Annotated in this window: 19 protein-coding genes and 2 pseudogenes; 10 read left to right on the forward strand and 11 right to left on the reverse strand. The window is 64.1% G+C overall.

Annotated elements, in window-relative coordinates:
- Positions 1-94 precede the first annotated feature (94 nt).
- Together HAP41_RS27490 and HAP41_RS27495 are read right to left on the reverse strand one after the other, a co-directional pair.
- Positions 95-628, reverse strand: a pseudogene (locus HAP41_RS27490) (REP-associated tyrosine transposase).
- 75 nt (positions 629-703) lie between these two features.
- Positions 704-1,714 carry a M23 family metallopeptidase gene (locus HAP41_RS27495; protein WP_166096144.1) on the reverse strand — a complete coding sequence of 337 codons (1,011 nt, stop codon included), beginning with the start codon at positions 1,712-1,714 and terminating at the stop codon, positions 704-706.
- Between the two features lie 260 nt (positions 1,715-1,974).
- Between HAP41_RS27495 and HAP41_RS27500 the strand changes: the two genes are divergently transcribed.
- From HAP41_RS27500 to HAP41_RS27515, 4 genes and pseudogenes are all read left to right on the forward strand, one after another.
- A complete protein-coding gene (locus HAP41_RS27500; protein WP_166096141.1) occupies positions 1,975-2,826 on the forward strand; it encodes a phosphodiesterase in 852 nt (283 codons plus the stop codon).
- A gap of 1 nt (position 2,827) precedes the next feature.
- Positions 2,828-3,800, forward strand: a pseudogene (locus HAP41_RS27505) (carbohydrate ABC transporter permease).
- Positions 3,797-4,666, forward strand: coding sequence for a carbohydrate ABC transporter permease (locus HAP41_RS27510; RefSeq protein ID WP_166096137.1), 870 nt, complete (start codon positions 3,797-3,799; stop codon positions 4,664-4,666). Before HAP41_RS27505 ends, HAP41_RS27510 begins: the two are co-directional and overlap by 4 nt.
- Before the next feature lie 11 nt (positions 4,667-4,677).
- Positions 4,678-6,012 (forward strand): ABC transporter substrate-binding protein, encoded by a 1,335-nt coding sequence (locus HAP41_RS27515; protein ID WP_166096133.1) that lies wholly within the window; start codon positions 4,678-4,680, stop codon positions 6,010-6,012.
- Here the strand turns inward: HAP41_RS27515 and HAP41_RS27520 are convergent.
- Positions 5,906-6,589 (reverse strand): extracellular solute-binding protein, encoded by a 684-nt coding sequence (locus HAP41_RS27520; RefSeq protein WP_166096127.1) that lies wholly within the window; start codon positions 6,587-6,589, stop codon positions 5,906-5,908. The genes HAP41_RS27515 and HAP41_RS27520 overlap by 107 nt on opposite strands.
- 217 nt (positions 6,590-6,806) lie before the next feature.
- On the opposite strand from HAP41_RS27520, the gene HAP41_RS27525 reads away from it, so the two are divergent.
- On the forward strand, positions 6,807-7,517 hold the full coding sequence (locus tag HAP41_RS27525) for a FadR/GntR family transcriptional regulator (RefSeq protein WP_206706236.1): 711 nt from the start codon (positions 6,807-6,809) through the stop codon (positions 7,515-7,517).
- Between the two features lie 32 nt (positions 7,518-7,549).
- On the opposite strand, the gene HAP41_RS27530 is transcribed toward HAP41_RS27525, so the two are convergent.
- Positions 7,550-8,539: a zinc-dependent alcohol dehydrogenase family protein gene (locus tag HAP41_RS27530; protein ID WP_166096120.1), complete on the reverse strand. Its 990-nt coding sequence runs from the start codon at positions 8,537-8,539 to the stop codon at positions 7,550-7,552.
- Positions 8,540-8,642: 103 nt separating this feature from the next.
- Between HAP41_RS27530 and HAP41_RS27535 the strand changes: the two genes are divergently transcribed.
- Both HAP41_RS27535 and rnd read left to right on the forward strand, forming a co-directional pair.
- Entirely contained in the window at positions 8,643-9,542 is a 900-nt protein-coding gene (locus HAP41_RS27535; RefSeq protein WP_166096115.1) for a LysR family transcriptional regulator, read from the forward strand.
- A gap of 352 nt (positions 9,543-9,894) precedes the next feature.
- The gene (gene rnd, locus HAP41_RS27540; RefSeq protein WP_063983660.1) at positions 9,895-11,064 is read left to right on the forward strand and encodes a ribonuclease D; all 1,170 of its coding nucleotides are present in this window, start codon (positions 9,895-9,897) and stop codon (positions 11,062-11,064) included.
- A gap of 255 nt (positions 11,065-11,319) precedes the next feature.
- Here rnd and HAP41_RS27545 read toward each other — a convergent pair whose 3' ends face one another.
- Positions 11,320-12,702 (reverse strand): aspartate aminotransferase family protein, encoded by a 1,383-nt coding sequence (locus HAP41_RS27545; RefSeq protein WP_071914591.1) that lies wholly within the window; start codon positions 12,700-12,702, stop codon positions 11,320-11,322.
- Between the two features lie 195 nt (positions 12,703-12,897).
- Positions 12,898-14,229 (reverse strand): MFS transporter, encoded by a 1,332-nt coding sequence (locus tag HAP41_RS27550; protein WP_166096108.1) that lies wholly within the window; start codon positions 14,227-14,229, stop codon positions 12,898-12,900.
- Positions 14,230-14,420: 191 nt separating this feature from the next.
- Between HAP41_RS27550 and HAP41_RS27555 the strand changes: the two genes are divergently transcribed.
- Together HAP41_RS27555 and HAP41_RS27560 are read left to right on the forward strand one after the other, a co-directional pair.
- The gene (locus tag HAP41_RS27555) at positions 14,421-15,128 is read left to right on the forward strand and encodes an IclR family transcriptional regulator (protein WP_224580726.1); all 708 of its coding nucleotides are present in this window, start codon (positions 14,421-14,423) and stop codon (positions 15,126-15,128) included.
- A 161-nt stretch (positions 15,129-15,289) separates the two neighbouring features.
- Positions 15,290-16,816 carry an FAD-dependent monooxygenase gene (locus HAP41_RS27560; RefSeq protein ID WP_175618390.1) on the forward strand — a complete coding sequence of 509 codons (1,527 nt, stop codon included), beginning with the start codon at positions 15,290-15,292 and terminating at the stop codon, positions 16,814-16,816.
- Positions 16,817-16,846: 30 nt separating this feature from the next.
- On the opposite strand, the gene HAP41_RS27565 is transcribed toward HAP41_RS27560, so the two are convergent.
- Genes HAP41_RS27565 through HAP41_RS27580 form a run of 4 tightly spaced genes read right to left on the reverse strand, consistent with a single transcriptional unit; the run spans position 16,847 to position 18,865 of the window.
- Positions 16,847-17,017 (reverse strand): hypothetical protein, encoded by a 171-nt coding sequence (locus HAP41_RS27565; RefSeq protein WP_166096098.1) that lies wholly within the window; start codon positions 17,015-17,017, stop codon positions 16,847-16,849.
- 34 nt (positions 17,018-17,051) lie between these two features.
- A complete protein-coding gene (locus HAP41_RS27570; RefSeq protein WP_063983663.1) occupies positions 17,052-17,615 on the reverse strand; it encodes an isochorismatase family protein in 564 nt (187 codons plus the stop codon).
- Positions 17,616-17,640: 25 nt separating this feature from the next.
- On the reverse strand, positions 17,641-18,261 hold the full coding sequence (locus HAP41_RS27575) for a GNAT family N-acetyltransferase (RefSeq protein WP_063983664.1): 621 nt from the start codon (positions 18,259-18,261) through the stop codon (positions 17,641-17,643).
- A complete protein-coding gene (locus tag HAP41_RS27580) occupies positions 18,248-18,865 on the reverse strand; it encodes a hypothetical protein (RefSeq protein ID WP_063983665.1) in 618 nt (205 codons plus the stop codon). Before HAP41_RS27580 ends, HAP41_RS27575 begins: the two co-directional genes overlap by 14 nt.
- A 71-nt stretch (positions 18,866-18,936) precedes the next feature.
- Here HAP41_RS27580 and HAP41_RS27585 point away from each other — a divergent pair, with 71 nt between their 5' ends.
- Complete coding sequence (locus HAP41_RS27585; RefSeq protein ID WP_071914600.1) at positions 18,937-19,977, forward strand: LysR family transcriptional regulator; 1,041 nt, start codon at positions 18,937-18,939, stop codon at positions 19,975-19,977.
- Between the two features lie 20 nt (positions 19,978-19,997).
- On the opposite strand, the gene HAP41_RS27590 is transcribed toward HAP41_RS27585, so the two are convergent.
- Positions 19,998-21,152: an autotransporter outer membrane beta-barrel domain-containing protein gene (locus tag HAP41_RS27590; RefSeq protein ID WP_166096091.1), complete on the reverse strand. Its 1,155-nt coding sequence runs from the start codon at positions 21,150-21,152 to the stop codon at positions 19,998-20,000.
- Positions 21,153-21,355 lie beyond the last annotated feature (203 nt).

Genomic DNA, 21,355 nt, shown 5'->3' on the forward strand with positions numbered 1-21,355 from the left:
TAGCCGAAGGCGTAATCCACCGCTTCTCTCAACCAGACGAGAGTACAGAGGTGGATTACGCTTCGCTAATCCACCCTACGAGCTAACGCGATCGTCACGCCCGCTCACCGAATTCGCCCGCGATCTTGGCGTCACCGCCCGAATCCTCGGGAAATAATCCAGCCCGCACATCGCGGTGAAATGACGAGTACCGCCAATCGCAAACCTTCGAGACATGACCGTGCTTGACGGGATTGTAATAGCAATATTCGACGTGGCGGGCGTAGTCGGCCTCGTCACGGATCAGATGCTCCCAGAACCGGCGTTGCCAGATGCCGCGTTCGTTCCGCGCCGCACGGACAACGCTCAGCCGCTCATTCGCTGGGAGTGCTTTGGCAAATCGCGTCTTGATCAGCCTCTAGCGGACCGAAAAATTGGCATCGTCCGGTGGCAGCTTCCAGATCGCGTGGAGATGATCCGGTAAAACTACGAAAGCATCGATCTCGAAAGGATGGCTCCGGCGCGTTGCGGCGACCGCGTCCCGTAAGATTTCGATGTGGTGGGTCAAAAGAGCTTTCCGCCGATCGAGCAGGTTCACGGTGAAGAACCAGCCCCCTCCGGGGATGAATGCGCGGCGGTAGTCGGACATATCACCGATAACACAACTTGAAGTTGGCTCACAGTGGTGGATTACGCCTTCGGCTAATCCACCCTACGCACCTTCTTACTTCGTCGCCTTCCTGATCCCGCCGAACGACGCCGCGTCGAACTTCTGCGGATCGACGGGATCGTAGCGGGACCACTCCATGTCGGGCACGTTGGCATACCGCTCGGCCCAGGCCTTGTTCGTCGTCGTCGTGCCGGGCGCGACGGGGCGGATCTCGAAATGCAGCACTTTGTTCGGGCCGATCTCGCCGATCGTGTCCTTTGCCTTGACGCTCGCGCCCACCGCAAGCGCCTCTCCCTTCGGCCCGACAATGCGGCCAAGCTGGACGTAGCGCGTGTAGACGACGCCGCCATTGGGATAGGTGTGCTTGAGCACGACATAGCGGCCGCAACCGCCGATCACGGGCAGGTCGGCCGGCGCCTGCTCGCTGGTCTCGATCTTGACGACGACGCCGTCCGCCATCGCCGCCACCGGGCCGCCTGCCTTGTCGGAGGTGAAATCGACGCCGGGATGCTCGTCCTGGGTCCAGCATCCACAGGAGGTCATCGTCTTGTCTGCAGGCTTGTCGGCGCGCGGAAAGCTGCGCGGGGTGAGGAATTCATTGACCAGCAGTCCCGGCCCTTCGGGGGACGTGAAGGCATGGATCGCATAGAGCGAGAGCTTGTCCCCGACCGGCACCTCCGCCGGCAAGAAGCCGTAGACCACATCCTGGATGAAGACCTTGAGCTCGCGCCCCTTGGCGGACCGGACCGTGATGCAGTTGGTCGCCTGCAAGGCGTCGGCGTCGGTCTTGGGCATGCAGCTCATGATCAGCGATCGCTTGAGCGCGCCACTTGCGCACGGCTCCCCGTGGGAGGCCAGCGTGACGTCGAGCTTCAGCGGCGACATCGGGTAGACGTCGAGGCCGGTGGCCGGTCGGCGCCGCGCCAGGAACTCGTCGAGATCGGTCTCCTTGTAACGGGCGAAATTGAATTCGGCGCGCGCCGCATCGGGGACGGCGCAGAGGACGACAAGCAGCAGGGAGACGGCAAGCAAACCCAGCTTGGGGACGACACGCGGCGGCAACATTCGGAGGTCTCGTGATGCAAATTCGGTGAGCAGCATGAGCAAACCACGACCACATCTTCGCGGCAAGGTAGACCGCATCTTGCGCCTCAATCGTGAGAGGTCATTCGGCCCCAGAGTACGCTCGCCCAGTCGTCCCAAGCATGTCCACATCTTCCACGCGCCGTAGGAACCGCTGTCATCAAACTGAAACACTGGCGCTCTAACGGCCTGTCAGGGACGTCCTGCCGGAGGCGCCCATCCTCCAACAGTCCTGACGCGCCATGCCCTTCAAATTCATCCACATCACCGACACGCATCTCGCGAACCCCGGACTGAAGCTCTATGGCCTCGATCCGCGCGCCCGGCTGGACGCGGCGGTTGCCGACATCAACAAGCACCAGTCCGATGCTGCCTTCGCGGTCGTGACGGGCGATCTCACCCATTGGGGCGAGGCTGAATCCTACGCCAATTTTGCCGACGCGATGGCCGCGCTGAAAATTCCGTACATCGCCATGGTCGGCAATCACGACAAGCGCGTGGCCTGCCTCGACGGCCTGAAGGCCGCGCCGCGCGACCCGGACGGCTTCGTCCAGGGCACCCGCACCACCGAGCACGGCCTGTTCGTGTTCCTGGACACGCTGGACGAGACCAGCCACGCCGGCGAGATGTGCGCCAAGCGCCTCGGCTGGCTCGCGAGCACGCTGGCGGCCGCGCCCGCCGACATGCCGTTCGTCGTCTTCATGCATCATCCGCCCTTCCCGGTCGGCGTCCACGCGATGGACGAGATCGCACTAGCGCAGAGCGCCGAATTCGCCGAGGTGATCGCGCCCTATCGCGCGCGCATCCGCCATCTCTTCTTCGGCCACGTGCACCGGCCGATCTTCGGCAGCTACGGCAAGATCCCGTTCTCGACGCTCCGCGGCACCAACCACCAGGTCTGGTTCGAGCTTGACGCTGCCGCGACCGACCATCTCGCCAGCCATGAGCCGCCAGCCTATGGCGTGGTGCTGATCGACGGCGAGAACCTGGTCGTGCACAGCCACGACTTCCTCGACACCAGTCTGCGCTTCCCCTTCGAGCCACCGGCGGGAATGGACGGCCGCGACTATGCGCTCAAGTTCGCGGCGCGGTGAAATGAGCCTCGCTGAACCCGCGGCTCTTCCGGTCGCGGCATCGGCGGCACCGCGTCTGCGCGTCCTGAAGCGGTTTCTTGGCCGATTCAAAGCCTCGCTGCCCGCCTATCTGCTGCTGTTGCCCTCGCTGGTCTTCCTCGCACTGTTCACCTATGGCGCGATGGGCCGCGTGCTGATCGACGCGCTCTACCAGCGCGCGACGCCGAAGGCACCGGTCCGCTTCGTCGGCCTCGGCAATGTCAGTGCGGTGCTAGCCGACCCCGCCCTCACCGGCGCGGTCGTCAACAATCTCGTCTACGCCATCGGCACAGCGATCCCGAGCATCGGACTTGCACTGCTGTTCGCGCTGGCGCTGTCGCGCACCAATGCGGTGAGCAGCGCGCTGCGCGCCGCGCTGTTCCTTCCGGTGCTGATCCCGATGGTCGCGGCCTCCGCGCTGTTCCTGTTCATCTTCCTGCCCAATGTCGGCCTGCTCGACTACTACATCGGCCGCCTGCTTCCGGTGGTGCCGAACTGGCTCGGCGACCCCGACATCGCGCTCTATGCGATCATGGTGATCACCATCTGGAAGAACGCCGGCTACTACATGTTGTTCTTCCTCGCCGGCCTGCAGGCCGTGCCCGAGGATGTCATGGAAGCCGCGCATCTCGATGGCGCCGGCCCGTTCATGCGGCTGCGCTACATCATCCTGCCCGAGCTGCTACATCATCCTGCCCGAGCTCAAGCCCACCTTCCTGTTCGTCATCGTCATCGCCGCACTCAACGCGGTCACGCAGGTCGACCACGTCTTCGTCATGACCAAGGGCGGTCCGTCGAACTCGACCAATCTCGTGCTGTTCTACATCTACCAGCAGGCGGTCGAGCATTACGACATCGGCAAGGCCTCGGCGGCGACGCTGCTGACGCTTGCCGCGCTGATGGGCCTCACCGCGCTCTCCTTCCGGACGATGGCCAATCGTGAGGGCGGAGCATGACGCTGATCGACTGGCTGCTTAGGGACGCCCCGCTCGCCACCCGCCGCGAGATCACGCCCAAGCTCGGTTTCGTGTTGACGATCTTGCTCGCCATCGTCTGGCTGATCCCGTTCCTGTGGATGGGCGTGGCGACGCTGCGCCCGGCGTCCGACGGCATCAACGTGATGGCCGAGCTGATCCCGAGCCTCAAGCCCACGCTCGACAATGTCAGGGATGCCTGGGAGATCGGCGATTTCCCGCGCTACACCCTCAACACCACGATCATCTGCACCGGCATCCTGCTGGTGCAGTTCGTCACGATCACGCTGGCGGGCTTTGCCTTTGCGCGGCTCGAATTCGCCGGCAAGACGCTGATCTTCTATTTGTTCCTGATGCAGCTGATGCTGGTGCCGGTGCTGCTGATCGTGCCGAATTTGAGCCTGGTGGCGCAGCTCGGGCTCTACGACACGCTCGCCGGCGTGATGATGCCGTTCTTCGCCTCGGCCTTCGGCACCTTCCTGATGCGACAGGCTTTTGAAGCCATTCCGACCGAGCTGGAAGACGCCGCCCTGATCGACGGCGCCAGCCTTCTCCAGCGCATCCGCCACATCTACGTGCCGCTGTCCATGCCGAGCTTCTCGGCCTTCGCCATCATCTCCGTCACCAGCCACTGGAACGACTTCCTTTGGCCGCTGATGGTGATCAATTCGCCGGACAAGCGGCCGCTCACGGTCGGCCTGTCCGTCTTCACCGCAACGGCCGAAGGCACGCAGGCCTGGGGCCCGATCGCCGCCGGCACGCTGATGGTGATCGCACCGCTGCTGATCACCTTCCTGATCTTCCAGAAGCGCTTCATCAGTTCTTTCGTCACCTCAGGCATCAAATAGGAGATTTTTCGATGCTGTTTACCCGCAGGCTCATGCTTGGCCTTGCCATGGCTGGCACTATGGCAGGCGCCCTCGCCGTCCCGGCAATGGCCGAAGGTCCGACCGAGATCGACCTGTTCTTCCCCGTTCCCGTCGACGGCAAGCTCGCCCGCGACATGGGCACCTTGATCAAGGAGTTCAACGAAACCCATCCGGCGATCAAGGCGACCGCGGTCTACACCGGCTCCTATGACGACACGCTGATCAAGACGCGCGCCGCCATCAAGGCCGGCAAGCCGCCGTCAGCCGTGATCATGTCGGCGAACTTCCTGCTCGACATGCAGATCGAGAACGAGCTCACCAATCTCGACGGCCTGATCGCCGCCGACGGCACCACCAAGGAAAAGTTCTTGGGCCAGTTCTTCCCGGCGCTGCAGGGCAACGCGGTGATCGACCGCTCGGTCTACGGCGTGCCGTTCCACAATTCGACGCCGCTGCTCTACATCAACGCCGACAAGGCCAAGGAAGCGGGCCTTGATCCCAACAAGCCGCCGCAGACCTGGGCCGAGCTCACCGACTGGGCCAAGAAGCTCACCAAGCGCGAGGGCGACAAGGTGACCCAATGGGGCATCGCGATCCCCTGCGCCTATGACTATTGCGGCTGGATGATGGAAACGCTCACCATGACCAATGGCGGGCGCTACTACAACGAGGAATTCGGCGGCGAAGTCTATTACGACACGCCCTCGATGCTGGGCGCGCTGACCTGGTGGAACGACCTCGTCTACAAGCACAAGGTCCACGCCCCCGGCGCGACGCCCGGACCTGCCGTCAGCACTTCCTTCATCTCCGGCAATGCCGCGATGATGATGCTGTCCACGGGCTCGCTGACCTATGTGCGCGACAACGCCAAGTTCAACTACAAGGTCGCGTTCATCCCGCGCAACGTCCGCAACGCCGTGCCGATCGGCGGCGCCTCGCTGATCGTTCCGGCCGGCCTCGAAGCCGACAAGCAGAAGGCCGCCTGGACCCTGATCAAGTGGATGACCTCGCCCGAGAAGAGCGCCTGGTGGAGCCGCGCCACCGGCTATTTCGCGCCCAACATGGCCGCCTACAAGACGCCTGACATGGTCGACTTCCTCAACAAGAACCCGGACGCCAAGACCGCCGTCGAGCAGCTCGACGTCGCAAAACCCTGGTTCGCGACCTACAAGACCGTGCCGGTCCGCAAGACGCTGGAGGACGAGGTCATGCTGGTCCTCAACGGCAAGAAGCAGCCGAAGGAAGCGCTGGTCGCCGCCCAGAAGGCCGCCGACGAGACGCTGAAGCCGTACAACGCAGAGACCTCGCGGAGTCCCCGAGAATGAAGGCAAAGCCCTGGAGGATCGCGCGGCCCGGCCCGCTGTTCGCCGGACGCGCATACATGAATTTGCCCGGGTTCGCCTTCACCCAAGTCAGCAATTCCTGCGCGGTCTTCGGCGGGCTCGGCACCTTCGCCGGATTGTAGATCAGCACCGGTCCACCGGCATTGCCGACTGACGGAATGAGGACGCCCTTGCCCTCGTCGTAAAGCGCCTTGCCCGCATCGGTGAGGCCGTCGCGCGGAAAGGCCTTCTGATAATCGGGGATGGCGATGAGCTGGCCGTTCTGGGCCAGCAGTGCGCCGCCATCCTGCCCGGTCAGCACCAGGTTGATATCGAGGCGGCCGGCATCCTGCTGCGCCTTGATCTTGGCCGGAAGCTCCGGCGCGGGCGCGCGCTGGATTCTGATCTCGCTGACCTTGTCCGGATTCGCCTTCTTGTAGTTCTCGATGATGGTCTGCACCGAGGCCAGGTCACCGCCGGTATCGATGATCGAAAGACTGACCGGAGCGGCCAGGGCTCCGCTGCAAAGACACGCCCCCAACAGGGCGGCGACCATTGGGGTTGCTGACCTCGGTTTCATTCTCGCCTCCCACGCGCTTTATTTTTTGCGCAACTTGTTATTTATTTGTAAGGCAAGCATCGACGAAATCTTCGCTGGTTGTCAAGCGGTCTGTTCTGGAGCTGTTTTGAACTGGCGGCCGAGCGCCTTGTGCACGGACTGAACTGTCAAAAACTTGTTTGGAAGCCGAACGCAAAACCGGGCGGAGCCGGACTTGAAAAAGCCTGCGATGAAATCCGTGGAGTTGCCGCTGTCGTCCTCGACGGGTCGATTGAGCGACCGGATCTACGACCATGTGCTGGGTCAGATCGCGATCGGCATCCTTCCCGTGAACTGCCGGCTACCGCCCGAGAATGGCCTTGCCGAACTCCTCGGCGTTTCACGGCCCGTCGTTCGCGAGGCGCTGACGCGATTGCGCGATGACGGGCTGATCGCATCACGCCAGGGTGCGGGCTGGTTCGTGACGCGGCGCCCGGACGCCAATGCCTTCGACTTCGCGCCTGTCAGCAGCATCCCCGACATCCAGCGCTGCTTCGTGTTCCGGATGGCCGTCGAGGGCGATGCCGCGGCCCTCGCCGCACGCAACCGGGACCGGCAAAGCCTGCGCCGCATTCAGCAGGTCCTGACCAGGCTGGATACGATGGTCGCCCAAGGGCGCGAGGGCGGCCTTGGTGTCGAGGAAGATCTCCTCTTCCACCGCACGATTGCGGAGGCGAGCGGCAACCGGTTCTTTGTCGAGACGCTGACCTCGTTGAGGGAGCAGATCGCCATTGGCGTCAATCTCAACCGCAACCTGTCCCTCATTCAACCGCGTGGTCGCATCCTCAGGGGGCAGCAGGAGCATCGCCGCGTGTTCGAGGCCATCGAGGCACAAGACGAGGACGGCGCCCGCCGCGCCATGCGGACGCATGTCGAAAATGCCCGCAAGAGAATATTCGAGGGGGGCTGATCGCCGCGACGTGAGCCACTCGCCGCGCGCGGTTAGATCGTCACCACGATCTTGCCGAACTGATTGTTCGACTCCAGGAAGCGATGCGCCTCGACGATCTCCTCGAACCGGAACGTTCTGGCGATCACCGGCTTCAAGCTGCCGTCTGACAACCCGTCGAGGATGAACGCCTTTGCTTTCGCAAGGCGCACGGGATCGCGGATGATCTCGTGCACGAGGTAGCCGCGCAGGACCAGGCTCTTGGTCAACACGTTGAAGAGCGGGAACGGCGTCGGCGCGGAGCTCAGCCCGCCATACTCGATCAGGATACCGCCCGGTGACATCGCCGCAGTCAGCGGCTCGAATGCGGGACCGCCGACGGCGTCAAACACCACGCGGACGCCGCTTGCACCGGCAATCTCCGCGAGCCTCGCTCCGATGTCCTCCTCGTCCGAGGCGATCACGTGGGCGGCGCCGGCCTCGCGCAAGGCGCGCCGCTTGGCCGAGGTCCGCGTCAGGGCGACCGGGACAGCGCCGATCCGGTTCGCGATCTGGATGGCCGCAAGCCCGACGCTGCTCGATGCCGCCGTGATGGCGACGACATCCCCTCGCCCAGGTCCGGCGATGTCGACCAGCGCACCGTAGGCCGTCAGATACTGCATCCACACCGCAGCCGCCGCCTCGAAGCCAAGCTCGGGCGGATGCTTCACGACGAGCTCGGCTGGAAACGTCGCGAGTTCGGCATAGGCCGGCCATCGCACCATCGACAGCGGCGGCACGATGCTGACCGCGTCGCCCGGCGCAAAGTCGGCCACGCCTTCGCCGACGGCCTCGATGATGCCCGCCGCCTCCAGGCCAAGGCCGGACGGAAATGTCGCGGTCTCGATATAGCTGCCCGTCCGCAACAGCGCCTCCGCACGGTTGAGACCGAGCGCCCTGACCCGGATCTGCACCTCGCCCTTCGCCGGCGGTGGGACGTCAATGGTCTCGATGCACAGCACTTCCGGACCGCCATGCCGGTGAAAGCGAACGACGCGCGCCATGGATAAACTCCAAAACAATTGAACTGAATGGAGCTATGCCGATCCCACCGGAGTGGATAAATGGCCCGAATACGCGAACAGTCGAAACCAGGAGTTTTCAATCATGGACCGCCTGACCAGCATGGCCGTGTTCGTCCGGGCCGTCGATCTCGGCTCGTTCGCAGCCGCGGCCGACGCCCTGGAGATGTCGGGGCCGATGGTCGGCAAGCATGTGCGCTTCCTCGAAGAGCGCCTCGGCGTCCGCCTCCTCAACCGCACCACGCGGCGCCAGAGCCTGACCGAGGCTGGCCAGGCCTATTACGAGCGCTGCCGCGCGGTACTCAGCGAGGCCGAAGCCGCCGACGCCGTCGTGGCCGATGAACTCTCCGCGCCGCGCGGAAGGCTGCGCGTGACCATGCCTGCCCTGCTCGGACGGCACTGCATCGCCCCTCTGTTGATGAAGCTCGCGCGAAAATATCCGCATCTCGAGTTCGACCTCTCCTTCGGCGATCCCATCGCTGACATCATCGAGGCCGGCTACGATCTTGCGATCCGGACCGGCGATCTCGACGACCAGTCCGGTCTGATCACGCGGCGCATCGCAAGCCAGCGCATGGTGGTGTGCGGCGCGCGGTCCTATTTGCGCGCCAACGGCAAACCGAAATCGCTCGACGATCTCGCCGCGCATCAGGCGATCATCTATCGCCGCTCTGGACGCGTCCGGCCGTGGCTATTTCCGCAAGCCGACCAGCCGGCACGCGAGATCATGCCGTCAGGCAGGCTGAGGCTCGACGATATGGAGGCGATCGCGGACGCCGCCGCGCAAGGCATGGGTCTCGCCTGGCTGCCTTGTTGGCTGGTCCGCGAGCGTCTCAACGGCGGCGCGCTGGTCGGCCTCTTCGAAGGCCAGCCCCAATTCCTCTACGAATGCCACGCGCTGTGGCCCCGTTCGCCCCGGATTCCGCCAAAAGTCCGTGCCGCTGTGGACGCGCTCGCCGCCGCTTTGCCGAAGCTCATGACGTGATGGTCGAGCCTGCCCCGTTAACCCCCCGTCCACCATCCGGCTTGCCGGGCGGCCGGTAACCACGAGCATTAACAGACCCTCAACGTACCCCCGACAAATCTATCAATGTTTCTGGAGATTTCGCCGTGGATCTGTTGGTTTTCGAGTTCCTGGGGCTGGCGCTGGTCGCCATGTGCGTGGTCGTGGCGGCGCTGCCCTGCGCGCGCAAATCCTCGCACCGGATCCGTTACGAATAGGAATTTCGTCGGAAAGAGACGATTCCGGCCCGATGCAAGGCTCGAATTCGCTTAGAGCCCCTTGACATCACAGCGCTTTCGGCAGAACGGCTGATACCAAGTGTCATGGGCCGTTCATGGATTTGATTACCACCACCGCTGACCTCGCGGCTGCCTGCAGCCGGCTGGCCAAGCACCCCGTTATTACAGTCGATACCGAGTTCCTGCGCGAAACCACCTACTACCCGCTGCTGTGCGTGGTGCAGATGGCCAGCCCCGAGGAAGCGATCGTCATCGACACCCTGGCCGAGGGCATCGACCTCAAGCCGTTCTTCGACCTGATGGGCAACGAGGGCGTGCTGAAGGTATTCCATGCCGCCCGCCAGGACATCGAGATCATCTGGCACCAGGCCAACATCATCCCGCACCCGGTGTTCGACACCCAGGTCGCGGCCATGGTGCTCGGCTACGGCGACAGCATCGCCTATGACGCGCTGGTCGAGAAGGTCACGGGCCACCGCCCGGACAAGACCCACCGCTTCACCGACTGGTCGCGCCGGCCGCTGACGAAAGAGCAGATGCACTACGCGGTGTCCGACGTCACGCACCTGCGCGACGTGTTCGCCGCGCTCGATGCCGACCTCAAGAAGCGGCGCCGCAGCGAGTGGGTCTCCATCGAGATGGAGGTTTTGACCTCGCCCCGCACTTACGACTTCCACCCCGAGCGCGCCTGGGAACGGCTGAAGACGCGGGTCCGCAAGCCCAAGGACCTCGCGGTCCTGATGGAGGTCGCGGCCTGGCGCGAGCAGGAAGCGCAGAGCCGCGACGTGCCGCGCGGCCGCGTGCTGCGCGATGAAGCCATCAGCGACATCGCGACCCACGCGCCGAACACGCTGGAGAAGCTCGCCCATCTGCGCTCGGTGCCGAAGGGGTTCGAGAAATCCAAATGGGGCGCGGACATCGTCGCCGCGGTCGAGCGCGGGCTGGCGCGGGACTTTGCGACGCTGCCGAAGCTGGAGAAGCCGCGCAACAACAACAATGGCGCCGCCATCGTCGAGCTGTTGAAGGTGCTGCTGCGCATGACCGCGGAGCGCCACGCGGTCGCCAGCAAGGTGATCGCCACTGTCGACGATCTCGAAGAGATCGCAGCGGACGACGAGGCCGACGTGCCGGCCTTGCGCGGCTGGCGCCGCGAGTTGTTCGGCGACGCCGCCTTGAAGCTCAAGCGCGGCGAGCTGGCGCTCGCGATCGAGAAAGGCCGCGTGATCGGGGTCCAACGGGTGGAGCCGGTTAAACCGTCATCCTGAGTCGCGAGGCGTGAGCCTCGAAGGATGAGCGGCCCCCGCTGCGGCCAGTCGGCCGTCGCCCTTCGAGGCTCGCCGAAGAGGCGAGCACCTCAGGGTGACGGTGATAAATCGAGGCTCACTGCATCAACGCCGTCATTGCGAGCGAAGCGAAGCAATCCAGAATCTTTCCGCGGAGACGGTCTGGATTGCTTCGTCGCCCGCGCAAAATTGCTTCGCAATTTTGTTGCGGGCTCCTCGCAATGACGAGGAGAGAGCCTACGCCGGCGTCAGCTTCGCCACTTCCGGCTTCATGTCGTTCAGCACGCCCGTAATGGCCGCGATCAGCTCGTCGATCTGGGCCTTGGTGACGATCAGCGGCGGGCAGATGGCGATGGCATCCAGCATGTTGCGCGAGATCACGCCGCGCTCCTGGAGCATGCGGCTGGCGATGCCGCCGACGGCGCCGGGCGTGCTGGCGGCGGTCTTGCGTCCCTTGTCTAGCACGAGCTCGATCGCCGCGATCATGCCGACGCCGCGGACCTCGCCGACCAGCGGATCGCTGGTGAGCTCGCGCAGCTTGCCCTGCATGTAGCCGCCGAGCTCGGCGGCGTGCGCGACCAGGCCGCGCTCCTCGATGATCTTGAGGTTCTCCAGCGCGATGGCCGAGCCGACGGGATGGCCGCCCGCGGTGAAACCGTGGCCGAGCACGCCGATCTTGTTGCTCTCGTCCGCGATCGGCTCGAACATGCGATCGTTCAGGATGATCGCCGACAGCGGGAAATAGCTCGAGGTGATCTGCTTGGAGACCACCATCACGTCCGGCTTGATGCCATAGGTCTCGCAGCCGAACATCTTGCCGGTACGGCCGAAGCCGCAGATGACCTCATCTGCGACCAGCAGAATGTCGTACTTCTTCAGGACGGCCTGGATCTTGTCCCAATAGGTCGCCGGCGGCACGACGACGCCGCCCGCGCCCATCACCGGCTCGCCGAAGAAGGCCGCGATCGTATCCGGGCCCTCCTTCTGGATCAGCGCGTCGAGCTCCTCGGCCCGGCGCGTCGCGAACGCCTCCTCGCTCTCACCGGGCGCGCCGTCCTTGTAGAAATGCGGCGAGCCCGTGTGCAGGATGTTGGGCAGCGGCAGGTCGAACGAGCGGTGGTTGTTCGGCAGGCCGGTGAGGCTTGCCGAGGCAATGGTGACGCCGTGATAGGCGCGCATCCGGCTGATGATCTTCTTGCGCTGGGGCTGGCCGAGCGCGTTGGAGCGATAGGCGATCAGCTTGAGAACGGTGTCGTTAGCCTCCGACCCGGAATTGGTGAAGAACACCTTGCTCATCGGCACCGGCGCGAGCGCCACCAGCTTCTCGGCGAGGTCGATCGAGGGCCCGTGCGATTTGGCGGAGAACGTATGGTAGAACGGCAGCGCCAGCATCTGCTTGTGCGCCGCCTCGACCAGCCGCTTCTCGTTGAAGCCGAGCCCGACGCTCCACAAGCCGGCCATGGCCTCGAAATAGCGCTTGCCCGACGCGTCGAACACGTAAGGACCCTCGCCGCGCTCGATCACCAGCGGACCGGCCTGCTGATGCGCGCGCGCGTTGGTATAGGAATGGAGCTGGTAGGCCACATCCCGGGCCTCTTGCGAATTGGGCAGCATGGACATTGCGGGATTCCTCAACGGTGCGTCATTGGAGGTCACGACGCAGACCTGTCCAAACGACGAGCTTGTCCAAAGAAAACGTCGACATCTTGGCTATTGCGGCAGGCCGCAACTTGCAACGTCATTTCGTTGGCAACAAGCGCACACGAGCGTTGCAGGAAAGCAGCGCTGGCACTTCGGCAGGATATATCGCCTCGGCTAGCCTCGCCGTGCCAGCACGAAGGCCGCCGCCGCGGCGATCAATGCCGGGACGGCCGCAACGCCAAACAGCGGCTGCGGTCCCATGTCGCGGGCCAGCATCACGCCGCCGATCAGAGGCCCCACGATCGAGCCGATGCGGCCGATGCCCAGCGCCCAGCCCACGCCGGTCGATCTGATCGCCGTCGGATAGAAGGTCGCCGTCAGCGCGTTCGAGGCGATCTGTCCCCCGACGATGCAAAATCCCGACGCGAAGATCGCGATCGTGACCAGCACGATCGAATGGCTGGCCATGCCGACGGCCGCAACCGCGACCGCCGCCGCGAGATAGGTCAGCGACAGCGCGCGAAACGAGAAGCGGTCGATGAATTGGCCGAGCGTGAACGTGCCGACCACGCCGCCGACCTGGAGCATCGCACCAATCGCGGCCGCCCCCGAAACCGACACGCCGAGATCGTTCAGCACGGTGGGCAGCCAGTTCGACAGCAAATACAGGTCGAGCAGGCTCATGAAGAACACGACCCAGAGCAGAACCGTCACCGATGCGCGGCCCTCTGCAAACAAATGCGCGACGCGCAATCCCGACAATTTGGGCTCCTGGACCACGAATTTGGCATTGCCGGCGAAGGATACCCCCGGGGCTATCTTTTGCAGGAGGTTCGCCACCTCGCGGTCGCGGCCACCCATCATCGCCAGGAACCGGATCGACTCGGGCAACGCCTTGAAGAGGAAAGGCAGAAGCAGCAGCGGCACGAGGCCGCCGACGAGGAACACCGAGCGCCAGCCGAAAGCGGGGATCATGGCGGCTGCCAGCAGCCCGCCCAGGGCCGCACCGATCGAAAAGCCTGCGAACATGATCATGACCATGGTGGCGCGGCGGCGATGCGGGCTGAACTCGGAGGTCAGCGCAATCGCATTGGGCATTGCACCGCCGAGACCAAGACCGGTCAGAACGCGCAACGCGATCAGCCAGGTCGTGTCCACCGCGAACACGGTGAGCAGCGTCCCGATGCCGAACACCAGCACGCTTGCGAGGATGATGCGGCGGCGACCGATCCTGTCGGCCATCGGACCGAAGATCAGGGCGCCGATCATGAGACCCAGAAGCCCCGCGCTGAACACCGGTCCGAGGCTCCCGCGTGCCAGCTTCCATTCCTGCGCGACTGCAGGCGCGACATAACCGATGGCCTGGGTGTCGAAGCCGTCGATGAACAGCACCGCGGCGCAGACGAGCAGAACCCGGATCTGAAAGGCGCCAACCGGCTGACGATCGACATAGGCGGGAACGTCGACCGTGCCCGACACGATCTCATCCGTAGCTGTGACGGCCATGCCCAACCCCTCCCCCGGCAGCTCATGCACTATTATTCTTCTTAAAATCTCTTATAGTGAGATTATAGCGAAGGCAAGCCACTACCGTGCCACCGTTTGCGGTCGGCGCGAATGCGGGTATCACGGCCAATACGCGAAGCTGGATCGAATCTCACTTGGTCAAAGCAAACAGTCAGGATCGAGTCCTTGCCGTGCTCGATCTCTTCACCGAGGCACGGCCGCAATGGTCGCCCGAAGAGCTCATGAAGGAGCTCGGCTACACGAGGCCGACGCTGTATCGCTATCTGAAGAGCTTGAAGGACAGCGGCTTCGTGATGCCGACGCGCGGTGGCCGGTTCGCGCTTGGCCCGCGCGTGGTGGAGATGGACTATCTCAGCCGCCGCTCCGATCCGCTGATCGCAGCAGCCACCCCGCATCTGGAGCGGCTGTCGGCCGCGCACCCCTGTACGGCCCTGGTCGTGCGCTGGTATGGGGAAAAGATGCTGTGCGTGGCTTCAATCGCCTCCGTCGTGAATCCCGTGAGCAGCTATCCGCGCGGCCGACCGATGGCGATGGGACGCGGCGCAATCGCGCGCTCGATCATGTCTTTTCTGCCCAAGCAACGCGTGATGCCACTGGTGACGCGCTATGCCGCCGATCTGCGCAGCGTCGGCGTCGGCGACACGTCCGACGAAATCCTGGCAGCGCTGAAGCGCGTGCGGCGCGCCGGCGTCGCCGTTGCCTTTGGCGAAGTGACACCGGGCGCGGTCGGGATCGCCGCGCCGATCCTCGATGCGGGCTACCCGATCGCGAGCCTCTGCATCACGATCGCCGGACCACATGCCAAGGGCGAGTTGATCGATCGCATCAGCGCGGAGGTCCGCGAAGCGGCCCGGCAGATCTCCGAGGCTGCGACATAATAATCTCATTATTTGAGATTTTACTTGACGAGATCTGTACGACATCTCATGAGGACGAGCGATCGCGCCTCGCGCGATGACAATCGTGGGGAAGCGATGTGAGGCAGGCTTCAGCGGATAGCGACGCGCCCGTCGTGATCGTCGGCGGCGGACCGGTCGGGATGGGTCTGGCGATCGGCCTTGGCCAGCGCGGCATCAAGACCATCGTCGTGGAACGCCACGAACAGCCGCAGCCGATCCCCAAGGGACAGAACCTCACGCAGCGGACGATGGAGCATTTCCATTTCTGGGGCGCGGAGGCAGCGCTGCGCGCGGCCCGCACCATTCCTCCGTACGGCATCGGCGGAATGACCAGCTACGGGACGCTGCTCAGCGGCCACAATTACAACTGGCTGCAGCGCGAGCTCGTCCGCCCCTTCTATTTCACCGACAACGAACGCCTGCCGCAATACGCGACCGAAGCCGTGTTGCGGCAACGGGCGGCACAGCTTCCCTCCATTGACCTGCAATACGGCTGGACCTGCCGGGATGTCCGGCCTGACGCCGAGGGCGTGGGCCTCGACATCGAAAATCGCGACGGGATGATACAGAGCCTTCGCGCCGACTACGTGATCGGCTGCGATGGCAGCCGATCGATCGTGCGCGAACGCGCCGGCATCACCCAGACCCGCTCCGACCACGATCGGCTGATGGTGCTGCTGGTGTTTCGCTCCGTCGAATTGCATCGACTGCTCGAGGCCTTTCCAGGCAAGTCGTTCTACAGCGTGTTGCATCCGGACCTCGAGGGCTATTGGAAGTTCTTCGGCCGGGTCGATCTCGGCAGCACCTGGTTCTTCCATGCCCCCGTTCCCGCGGACACCACCGCCGACAATTTCGATTTCCGACGCTTGCTGCACGATGCCGCCGGCGCACAATTCGACATCGAGTTCGAGCACATCGGATTCTGGGATCTTCGCTTCACGGTCGCGGACAGCTACCGCGCCGGCCGCGTCTTCGTCGCCGGAGATGCCGCGCACAGCCATCCGCCCTACGGCGGCTATGGCATCAACACCGGCTTCGAGGACGCCGCAAATCTGGCGTGGAAGCTCGCCGCGACGCTGCAAGGCTGGGCGCCAGCCGGTCTGCTCGACAGCTACGATGCCGAGCGGCGTCCGGTGTTTGCGTCCACTGCGCGCGATTTCATCGAGACGCCGATCTTCCGCGACCGCGATTTTCTTCGCCGGCACGATCCAGCGCGCGATCGGGCGGATTTCGAGGCCGCCTGGCACGAGCGGCACTCCGGCGCGCGCGCCGAGGTCAACGCCTTCGAGCCGAATTACGAGGGGTCACCAATCGTCTTTGGTCCGGCCGGCGCTGTCTGCAGCGCGATCGGCTCGCACGCCTATCCGGCGCGCGCAGGTCATCATCTCACCCCGCAACCTCTGTCGTCAGGCAAAAACGTGTTCGAGGAATTGGGCGACGGCTTCACCTTGATCGATCTGACGGACGGCGCCGCGGCAACAGCTCTCGAGCAAGCCGCCGCGCGGCTTGGCATCCCGCTGACGGTGATCAGGGACACCGCATCAGGCGGACGCGAGAAATACGAGGCGCGGCTGATCCTGGTGCGGCCCGATCAATTCGTCGCCTACGCGGGCGACAACGCTGATGACGCATCCGATATCCTGATGCGCGCCATCGGCCGATCCTGAGAGAAACGCTTTCGCCGCAGGCCCGAAACCCTACGCCGCGCCGTCGTCATCCTCTTCGTCGGCAGCGCGAGCGGCTTCCCTCACCTCCACCAGCGCCATCGAGAGCAGATAGACCGTCGTGGGCAAGCCGACGCTGCGCGCCGTCTCCACAGCACGCGACAAATCGCTTGCCAGCTCCTTGAGCTCGTCCCCCCGTGACAATGTCCCACCCCATCCATCCGCCGACCACGGCCGCCTAGACCGCGATGGCGCCGCTGGTTCTGATCAGTTCGGCGCTGGCATGGACTGTAGCAAAATTCCCGATCACATTCACCACCGACTGTTTGTAGACGGCGGCATCGCCCGTGCCCGGCTGCCGGCAGGCCACGGCGTCAGCGACGATCTGGTAGCGATGGCTGCGGTGAAACCCGTCGACGGCGGTGGCCAGGATGGTTTCGTCCAGGGAAAAGCCGACCAGAATGCAGCGCACATTGCGGATATTGGACATGTAGTCCACGAACCGCGAAGAGCTGTAGGCCGACGGCAACGGGTGCTCGAAAGTCATTTCGCCGGGTCGCGGCTTCGCCTCCGCGATCCAATCGGTCAGCCTGGATGCCGGATTGAACCACGCCGCCTGGGCGATGCGCTTCAGATGCATCACCGGCCAGAGATTGGTGCGCCACAGTGTCAGGAGCTCCAGGCAGCGCACGGTGGCGGCTTCGCCGTCGAGGATGACATGGCGACGCCCGGGGGTCAGATATTCGACCTGGAGATCCGCACAGACCAGGATCGACGGATCATCGGTAATGGAAGCCAGCATTGTCTTGCGCAGAGCTGCACCAATTTCAGTGATCGGCGAGTGCGAGGTCCCGTAGCGGCGAGGTCACCGCCCGCCCCGCGGATGCGTCGAGCACGCCGGGCCGGTCCCAATCGCCCTCGGGGCGAATGATCACATAGGGATCGCTGTCCAGCGTGATGGCGTCCGGCCCCGGCTCGATCTCCAGCAGCATCTCCGTGTAGGAGAAATCCGAGAAGGTGATCTTGCGGTTGTGACCGAGCGGCTTGGCGCCGAAATGAGCCCAGAAATCGACCAGCCGGTCCTGCGCCTGGCCGTAGATCTTGCGAAAGCCCTTGCGCTTCACATAGTCGACGCTCGCCTGGACCAGCTTGAACGAGACGCGCGAGCGCCGATATTGATGACGCACCGCGAGCCGCTCCACCTTGGCGAAATCCCCGAAGAAGCGTACCCGCAGGCAACCCGCAGGCTCGTTGCCGACGTAACCGATGAAGTGCGCTGCGACCATGTCGTTGCCGTCGAACTCCTCGTCGAACGGACAATCCTGCTCGGCGAGATAGACCGCCGCGCGAATGGCGGTGACCAGCATGAGGTCGTTGGGATCGCGCGCGAGGCGAATGGTGATGGCGCGGGAGTCGGGCTTGGCGAGGGGAATCCTAGTGCCGTGCATCTGCAAAACTCCTTGTTTGGATGATCGCGCCCGGCATCCGCATCGGCTGCCGATGCCAGGGCCGCTCGTAACACCAGAGATCGGGCTGGAAGCTCGGGACGGGGTCGAATCCCGTCGCCTTCATGATGTCGCGTCCGGCCACGGTTGACGGCTGCGCATAGCAATCCGCGCCGCGAAACCTTACCTGACGTAGATGAGCCGCGGCCTTGCCGAGACCGGCGATACCGCGGCCCGTCGCCGCGATCGCCCAGATGTAGATCGCTGCAACGTCTTCCTTCGCGGAAGCGAGATAGCGCGTCTCGGGTGCGGTCAGGCAGATCTCGTCGAGCAGCAGCGCATCATGTCCGCGGTCGTTGAGGAACAAGAAGGCCATGCCGCCGACCAGATTGCCCTTGCGACTGAACGTCAGGATGCTCTGAGGATCGAACGTGAAATATCGTGCAAGCTCTGCCGTTCCGATCTGCACACCCGGCACCAGCCGGTGCGCCATGTCGGAAAGCGCAGCAATTTCGGAAGATTGCGCACATCGGACATCGACGTCCGGACTGAGCGGCAATGCATCGAAATCATGCCTTGCGGCAAAGGAGCCCCTTTCCATACTCATGTCACCCCTCTATCGTCCGAGGATTTAGTGCCCCGCTATGACGATGACCTTAGCGGTTGGGGATCTGGCGTATGCAGCAGTTATTGCACCGGGGTGCTGCTTTGATGCAGCACCGTGAAGAAGCCCTGGACGCGTCCTGGGACGATTTGAAACTCTTTTTAGCGTGCGCAAAATATAAAAGTTTCCGCAACGCGGCCGAAGAACTCGGCCTCACCTCCACCACGCTGATGCGCAGGATCGACCGGCTCGAAGAGAGCATCGACTGCAAGCTGTTCCTGCGCGACCAGAGCGGACTGACGCTCAGCGATGAAGGCGCCGCGATGATCGCCGACGTTGCGCATATGGAGCGTCATGCCTTCAACGTCTTCCGGCGTGCCTCGCGATCGTCGAACGACACGTCAGGCACCGTGCGCGTCGCGGTGACGGAAGGCCCCGGCAATTTCTGGATCCTGCCGCGGCTGATCGATTTCCAGAAGACCTATCGCAAGATCACCGTCGATCTGCGCTGCGCGATGGAGCAGGCCGACGTCGCCCGGCTTGAATCCGACATCGCGATCCAGCTCGAGCCGCCGACCAATCCCGACCTGATCGTCGCCAAGCTCGGCCGCCTGCACATCTATCCCTTCGTCTCCAGGGAATACGAGAACCTCTACGGCGTGCCGGCGTCCCTCGCCGAGTTGAAGAACCATCGCATCATCAAGCAGAGCGCGCCGCAGGTCGACGACGGCGCCTACGCCCGCGTGCTTGGACTGAAGTCGCTCGAAGGCATCGTCGGGATCAAGACCAACTCCTCGGTCGGCGTGCTCTATGCGGTGGAGCGCGGCGCCGGCATCGGCTTCCTGCCGACCGTGTCGATCGCGCTCGGCGCACCGCTCGTTGCCGTCGATCTCGGTGTCAGCCACCACGCCGATCTCTGGCTCACCTATCACAAGGAATTCCGCAACTCCGAGCGCCACAAGATCGTGGTCGACTGGCTGAAGAAGATCTTCGATGCCAAGACCTATCCCTGCTTCCGCGACGAGTTCATCCATCCGAATGCGCTGGTGCCAATGATGACGGCCGCGCGCGAGGGCTTTGGGCTAACGGGTTATGTCGCGGCAACGCCAACTTAGGCGAAGGGGGCACTTCGCCCTCACCATCTGTATTCGAAGCCGACCGTGCCTTGGTGCGACGTCAGCTCGTTGCGGAACTTACCATCATAGTTGATGTAGAGCCGCGCGACGCTGGTGAGGCTGAGCGAGGCCGAGGCGCCGGCATCCATGCCGTAACGGCTCTCCCCGATGCCGGGAACGACGATGCTCTGGGTGCCCAGGCTGACCTGCACCGATCCCAGGTTCTGGTAGAAATTGTCGACGAACTTGCCGTAGGCCGACAGGTCCAGGATCTTCTGGTCGTAGATGAAGTAGCGCCCGATCTCCGCGCCGATCATTACGCGTGCGCGTGAGAGTGCCGAGGAGCCGACGTTCAATGGATCGAGCCCTCCGGCCTCCTGGAACGCAGCGCTGGTGGCGCGCACATATTCGAGCGCGCCCTTGGGCACGATGCGCATCTGGTCCTTGGTCCAGTAGTAGCTGATCTCGGTCAGGCCACCGTCGATCGCAGCACGATAACCCGCGGTCGCAAGACCAACGCCGGTGTCCCTGCTGGAACGGACCTTGCCGAAACCGTGCACCACCGCGAACGCCCAGGTCCACGGTCCCTTGTCGACCGAGCCGTTGAAACCGATTTGCGTCAGGTCGAGCGTCGCCGATTGGAGCGCCAGCGGCACGTCGATGTCGGTATGGCTCTGGTCGACGGAGAAGCCGAGATTGACGCCCGGCGCGACCCGCGCGCCGAAGCCGGCGACACCGCCAAACGTCTTGCGCTTGTCGCCAAGGAAATCGCCCTGCGCGTCGGTCCGGACCGAGATGCCATAGCCTTCGAACCAGGTGCGGTAGAGCGGATCCTCCGTGCTCGCCGAGGCGCCGCCCCCACCGGGATTGGTGCGCGATGCACGGTTGACGCCGCTAGAGGCCTGGTTGCCGAGCCGCTCCAGGAAATTGGAGCCAAGATTGAGCGCACTGTTGCCGGCCGACTGGTCGTAATTGGTCGCGGTCGGCATGGGGGTCGGTGACGGCGCGGGTGTCGGGGTCGGGGTCGGCGTGGGCGTCGGGCTCTGCGCAAACGCTGATGTCGCCGACATCATCACGACGAGTCCAAACGCCATGACGAGCGCAGCCGCGATCCGGCGGACACGGCCCAGCCCGACCGTCTGCCGTGTCCCGGAGAGCTGCAGGGCGCAGCGCATAACGACCAATCCCGAAGCAAAGTGGCGGAGCGCAAAAATGCAACACGAACGGCGCGCGCTTGCGGCGATTTGTGCCGAACTGCCACGCAGGGTCAACCGGTTGGCGCGCTGGAGCGGGGCTATTGCCTCGATTGTGGTTCCCTTGCCACAGGTCGCAAATAGCAGACAGCGACACCCGCCGCGATCTTGAAAGCCGTGCACCG

This window comes from Bradyrhizobium barranii subsp. apii (assembly GCF_011516635.5).
In the GTDB taxonomy this organism is placed as follows: Bacteria; Pseudomonadota; Alphaproteobacteria; order Rhizobiales; family Xanthobacteraceae; genus Bradyrhizobium; species Bradyrhizobium barranii.

Bases quoted from the DNA above. Each gene is read 5' to 3' on its own strand.
- HAP41_RS27495 (WP_166096144.1), bottom strand. From the start codon at position 1,714: ATGTTGCCGCCGCGTGTCGTCCCCAAGCTGGGTTTGCTTGCCGTCTCC.
- HAP41_RS27500 (WP_166096141.1), top strand. From the start codon at position 1,975: ATGCCCTTCAAATTCATCCACATCACCGACACGCATCTCGCGAACCCC.
- HAP41_RS27510 (WP_166096137.1), top strand. From the start codon at position 3,797: ATGACGCTGATCGACTGGCTGCTTAGGGACGCCCCGCTCGCCACCCGC.
- HAP41_RS27515 (WP_166096133.1), top strand. From the start codon at position 4,678: ATGCTGTTTACCCGCAGGCTCATGCTTGGCCTTGCCATGGCTGGCACT.
- HAP41_RS27520 (WP_166096127.1), bottom strand. From the start codon at position 6,589: ATGAAACCGAGGTCAGCAACCCCAATGGTCGCCGCCCTGTTGGGGGCG.
- HAP41_RS27530 (WP_166096120.1), bottom strand. From the start codon at position 8,539: ATGGCGCGCGTCGTTCGCTTTCACCGGCATGGCGGTCCGGAAGTGCTG.
- HAP41_RS27535 (WP_166096115.1), top strand. From the start codon at position 8,643: ATGGACCGCCTGACCAGCATGGCCGTGTTCGTCCGGGCCGTCGATCTC.
- rnd (WP_063983660.1), top strand. From the start codon at position 9,895: ATGGATTTGATTACCACCACCGCTGACCTCGCGGCTGCCTGCAGCCGG.
- HAP41_RS27545 (WP_071914591.1), bottom strand. From the start codon at position 12,702: ATGTCCATGCTGCCCAATTCGCAAGAGGCCCGGGATGTGGCCTACCAG.
- HAP41_RS27550 (WP_166096108.1), bottom strand. From the start codon at position 14,229: ATGGCCGTCACAGCTACGGATGAGATCGTGTCGGGCACGGTCGACGTT.
- HAP41_RS27560 (WP_175618390.1), top strand. From the start codon at position 15,290: ATGGGTCTGGCGATCGGCCTTGGCCAGCGCGGCATCAAGACCATCGTC.
- HAP41_RS27570 (WP_063983663.1), bottom strand. From the start codon at position 17,615: ATGCTGGCTTCCATTACCGATGATCCGTCGATCCTGGTCTGTGCGGAT.
- HAP41_RS27575 (WP_063983664.1), bottom strand. From the start codon at position 18,261: ATGCACGGCACTAGGATTCCCCTCGCCAAGCCCGACTCCCGCGCCATC.
- HAP41_RS27580 (WP_063983665.1), bottom strand. From the start codon at position 18,865: ATGAGTATGGAAAGGGGCTCCTTTGCCGCAAGGCATGATTTCGATGCA.
- HAP41_RS27585 (WP_071914600.1), top strand. From the start codon at position 18,937: ATGCAGCAGTTATTGCACCGGGGTGCTGCTTTGATGCAGCACCGTGAA.
- HAP41_RS27590 (WP_166096091.1), bottom strand. From the start codon at position 21,152: ATGCGCTGCGCCCTGCAGCTCTCCGGGACACGGCAGACGGTCGGGCTG.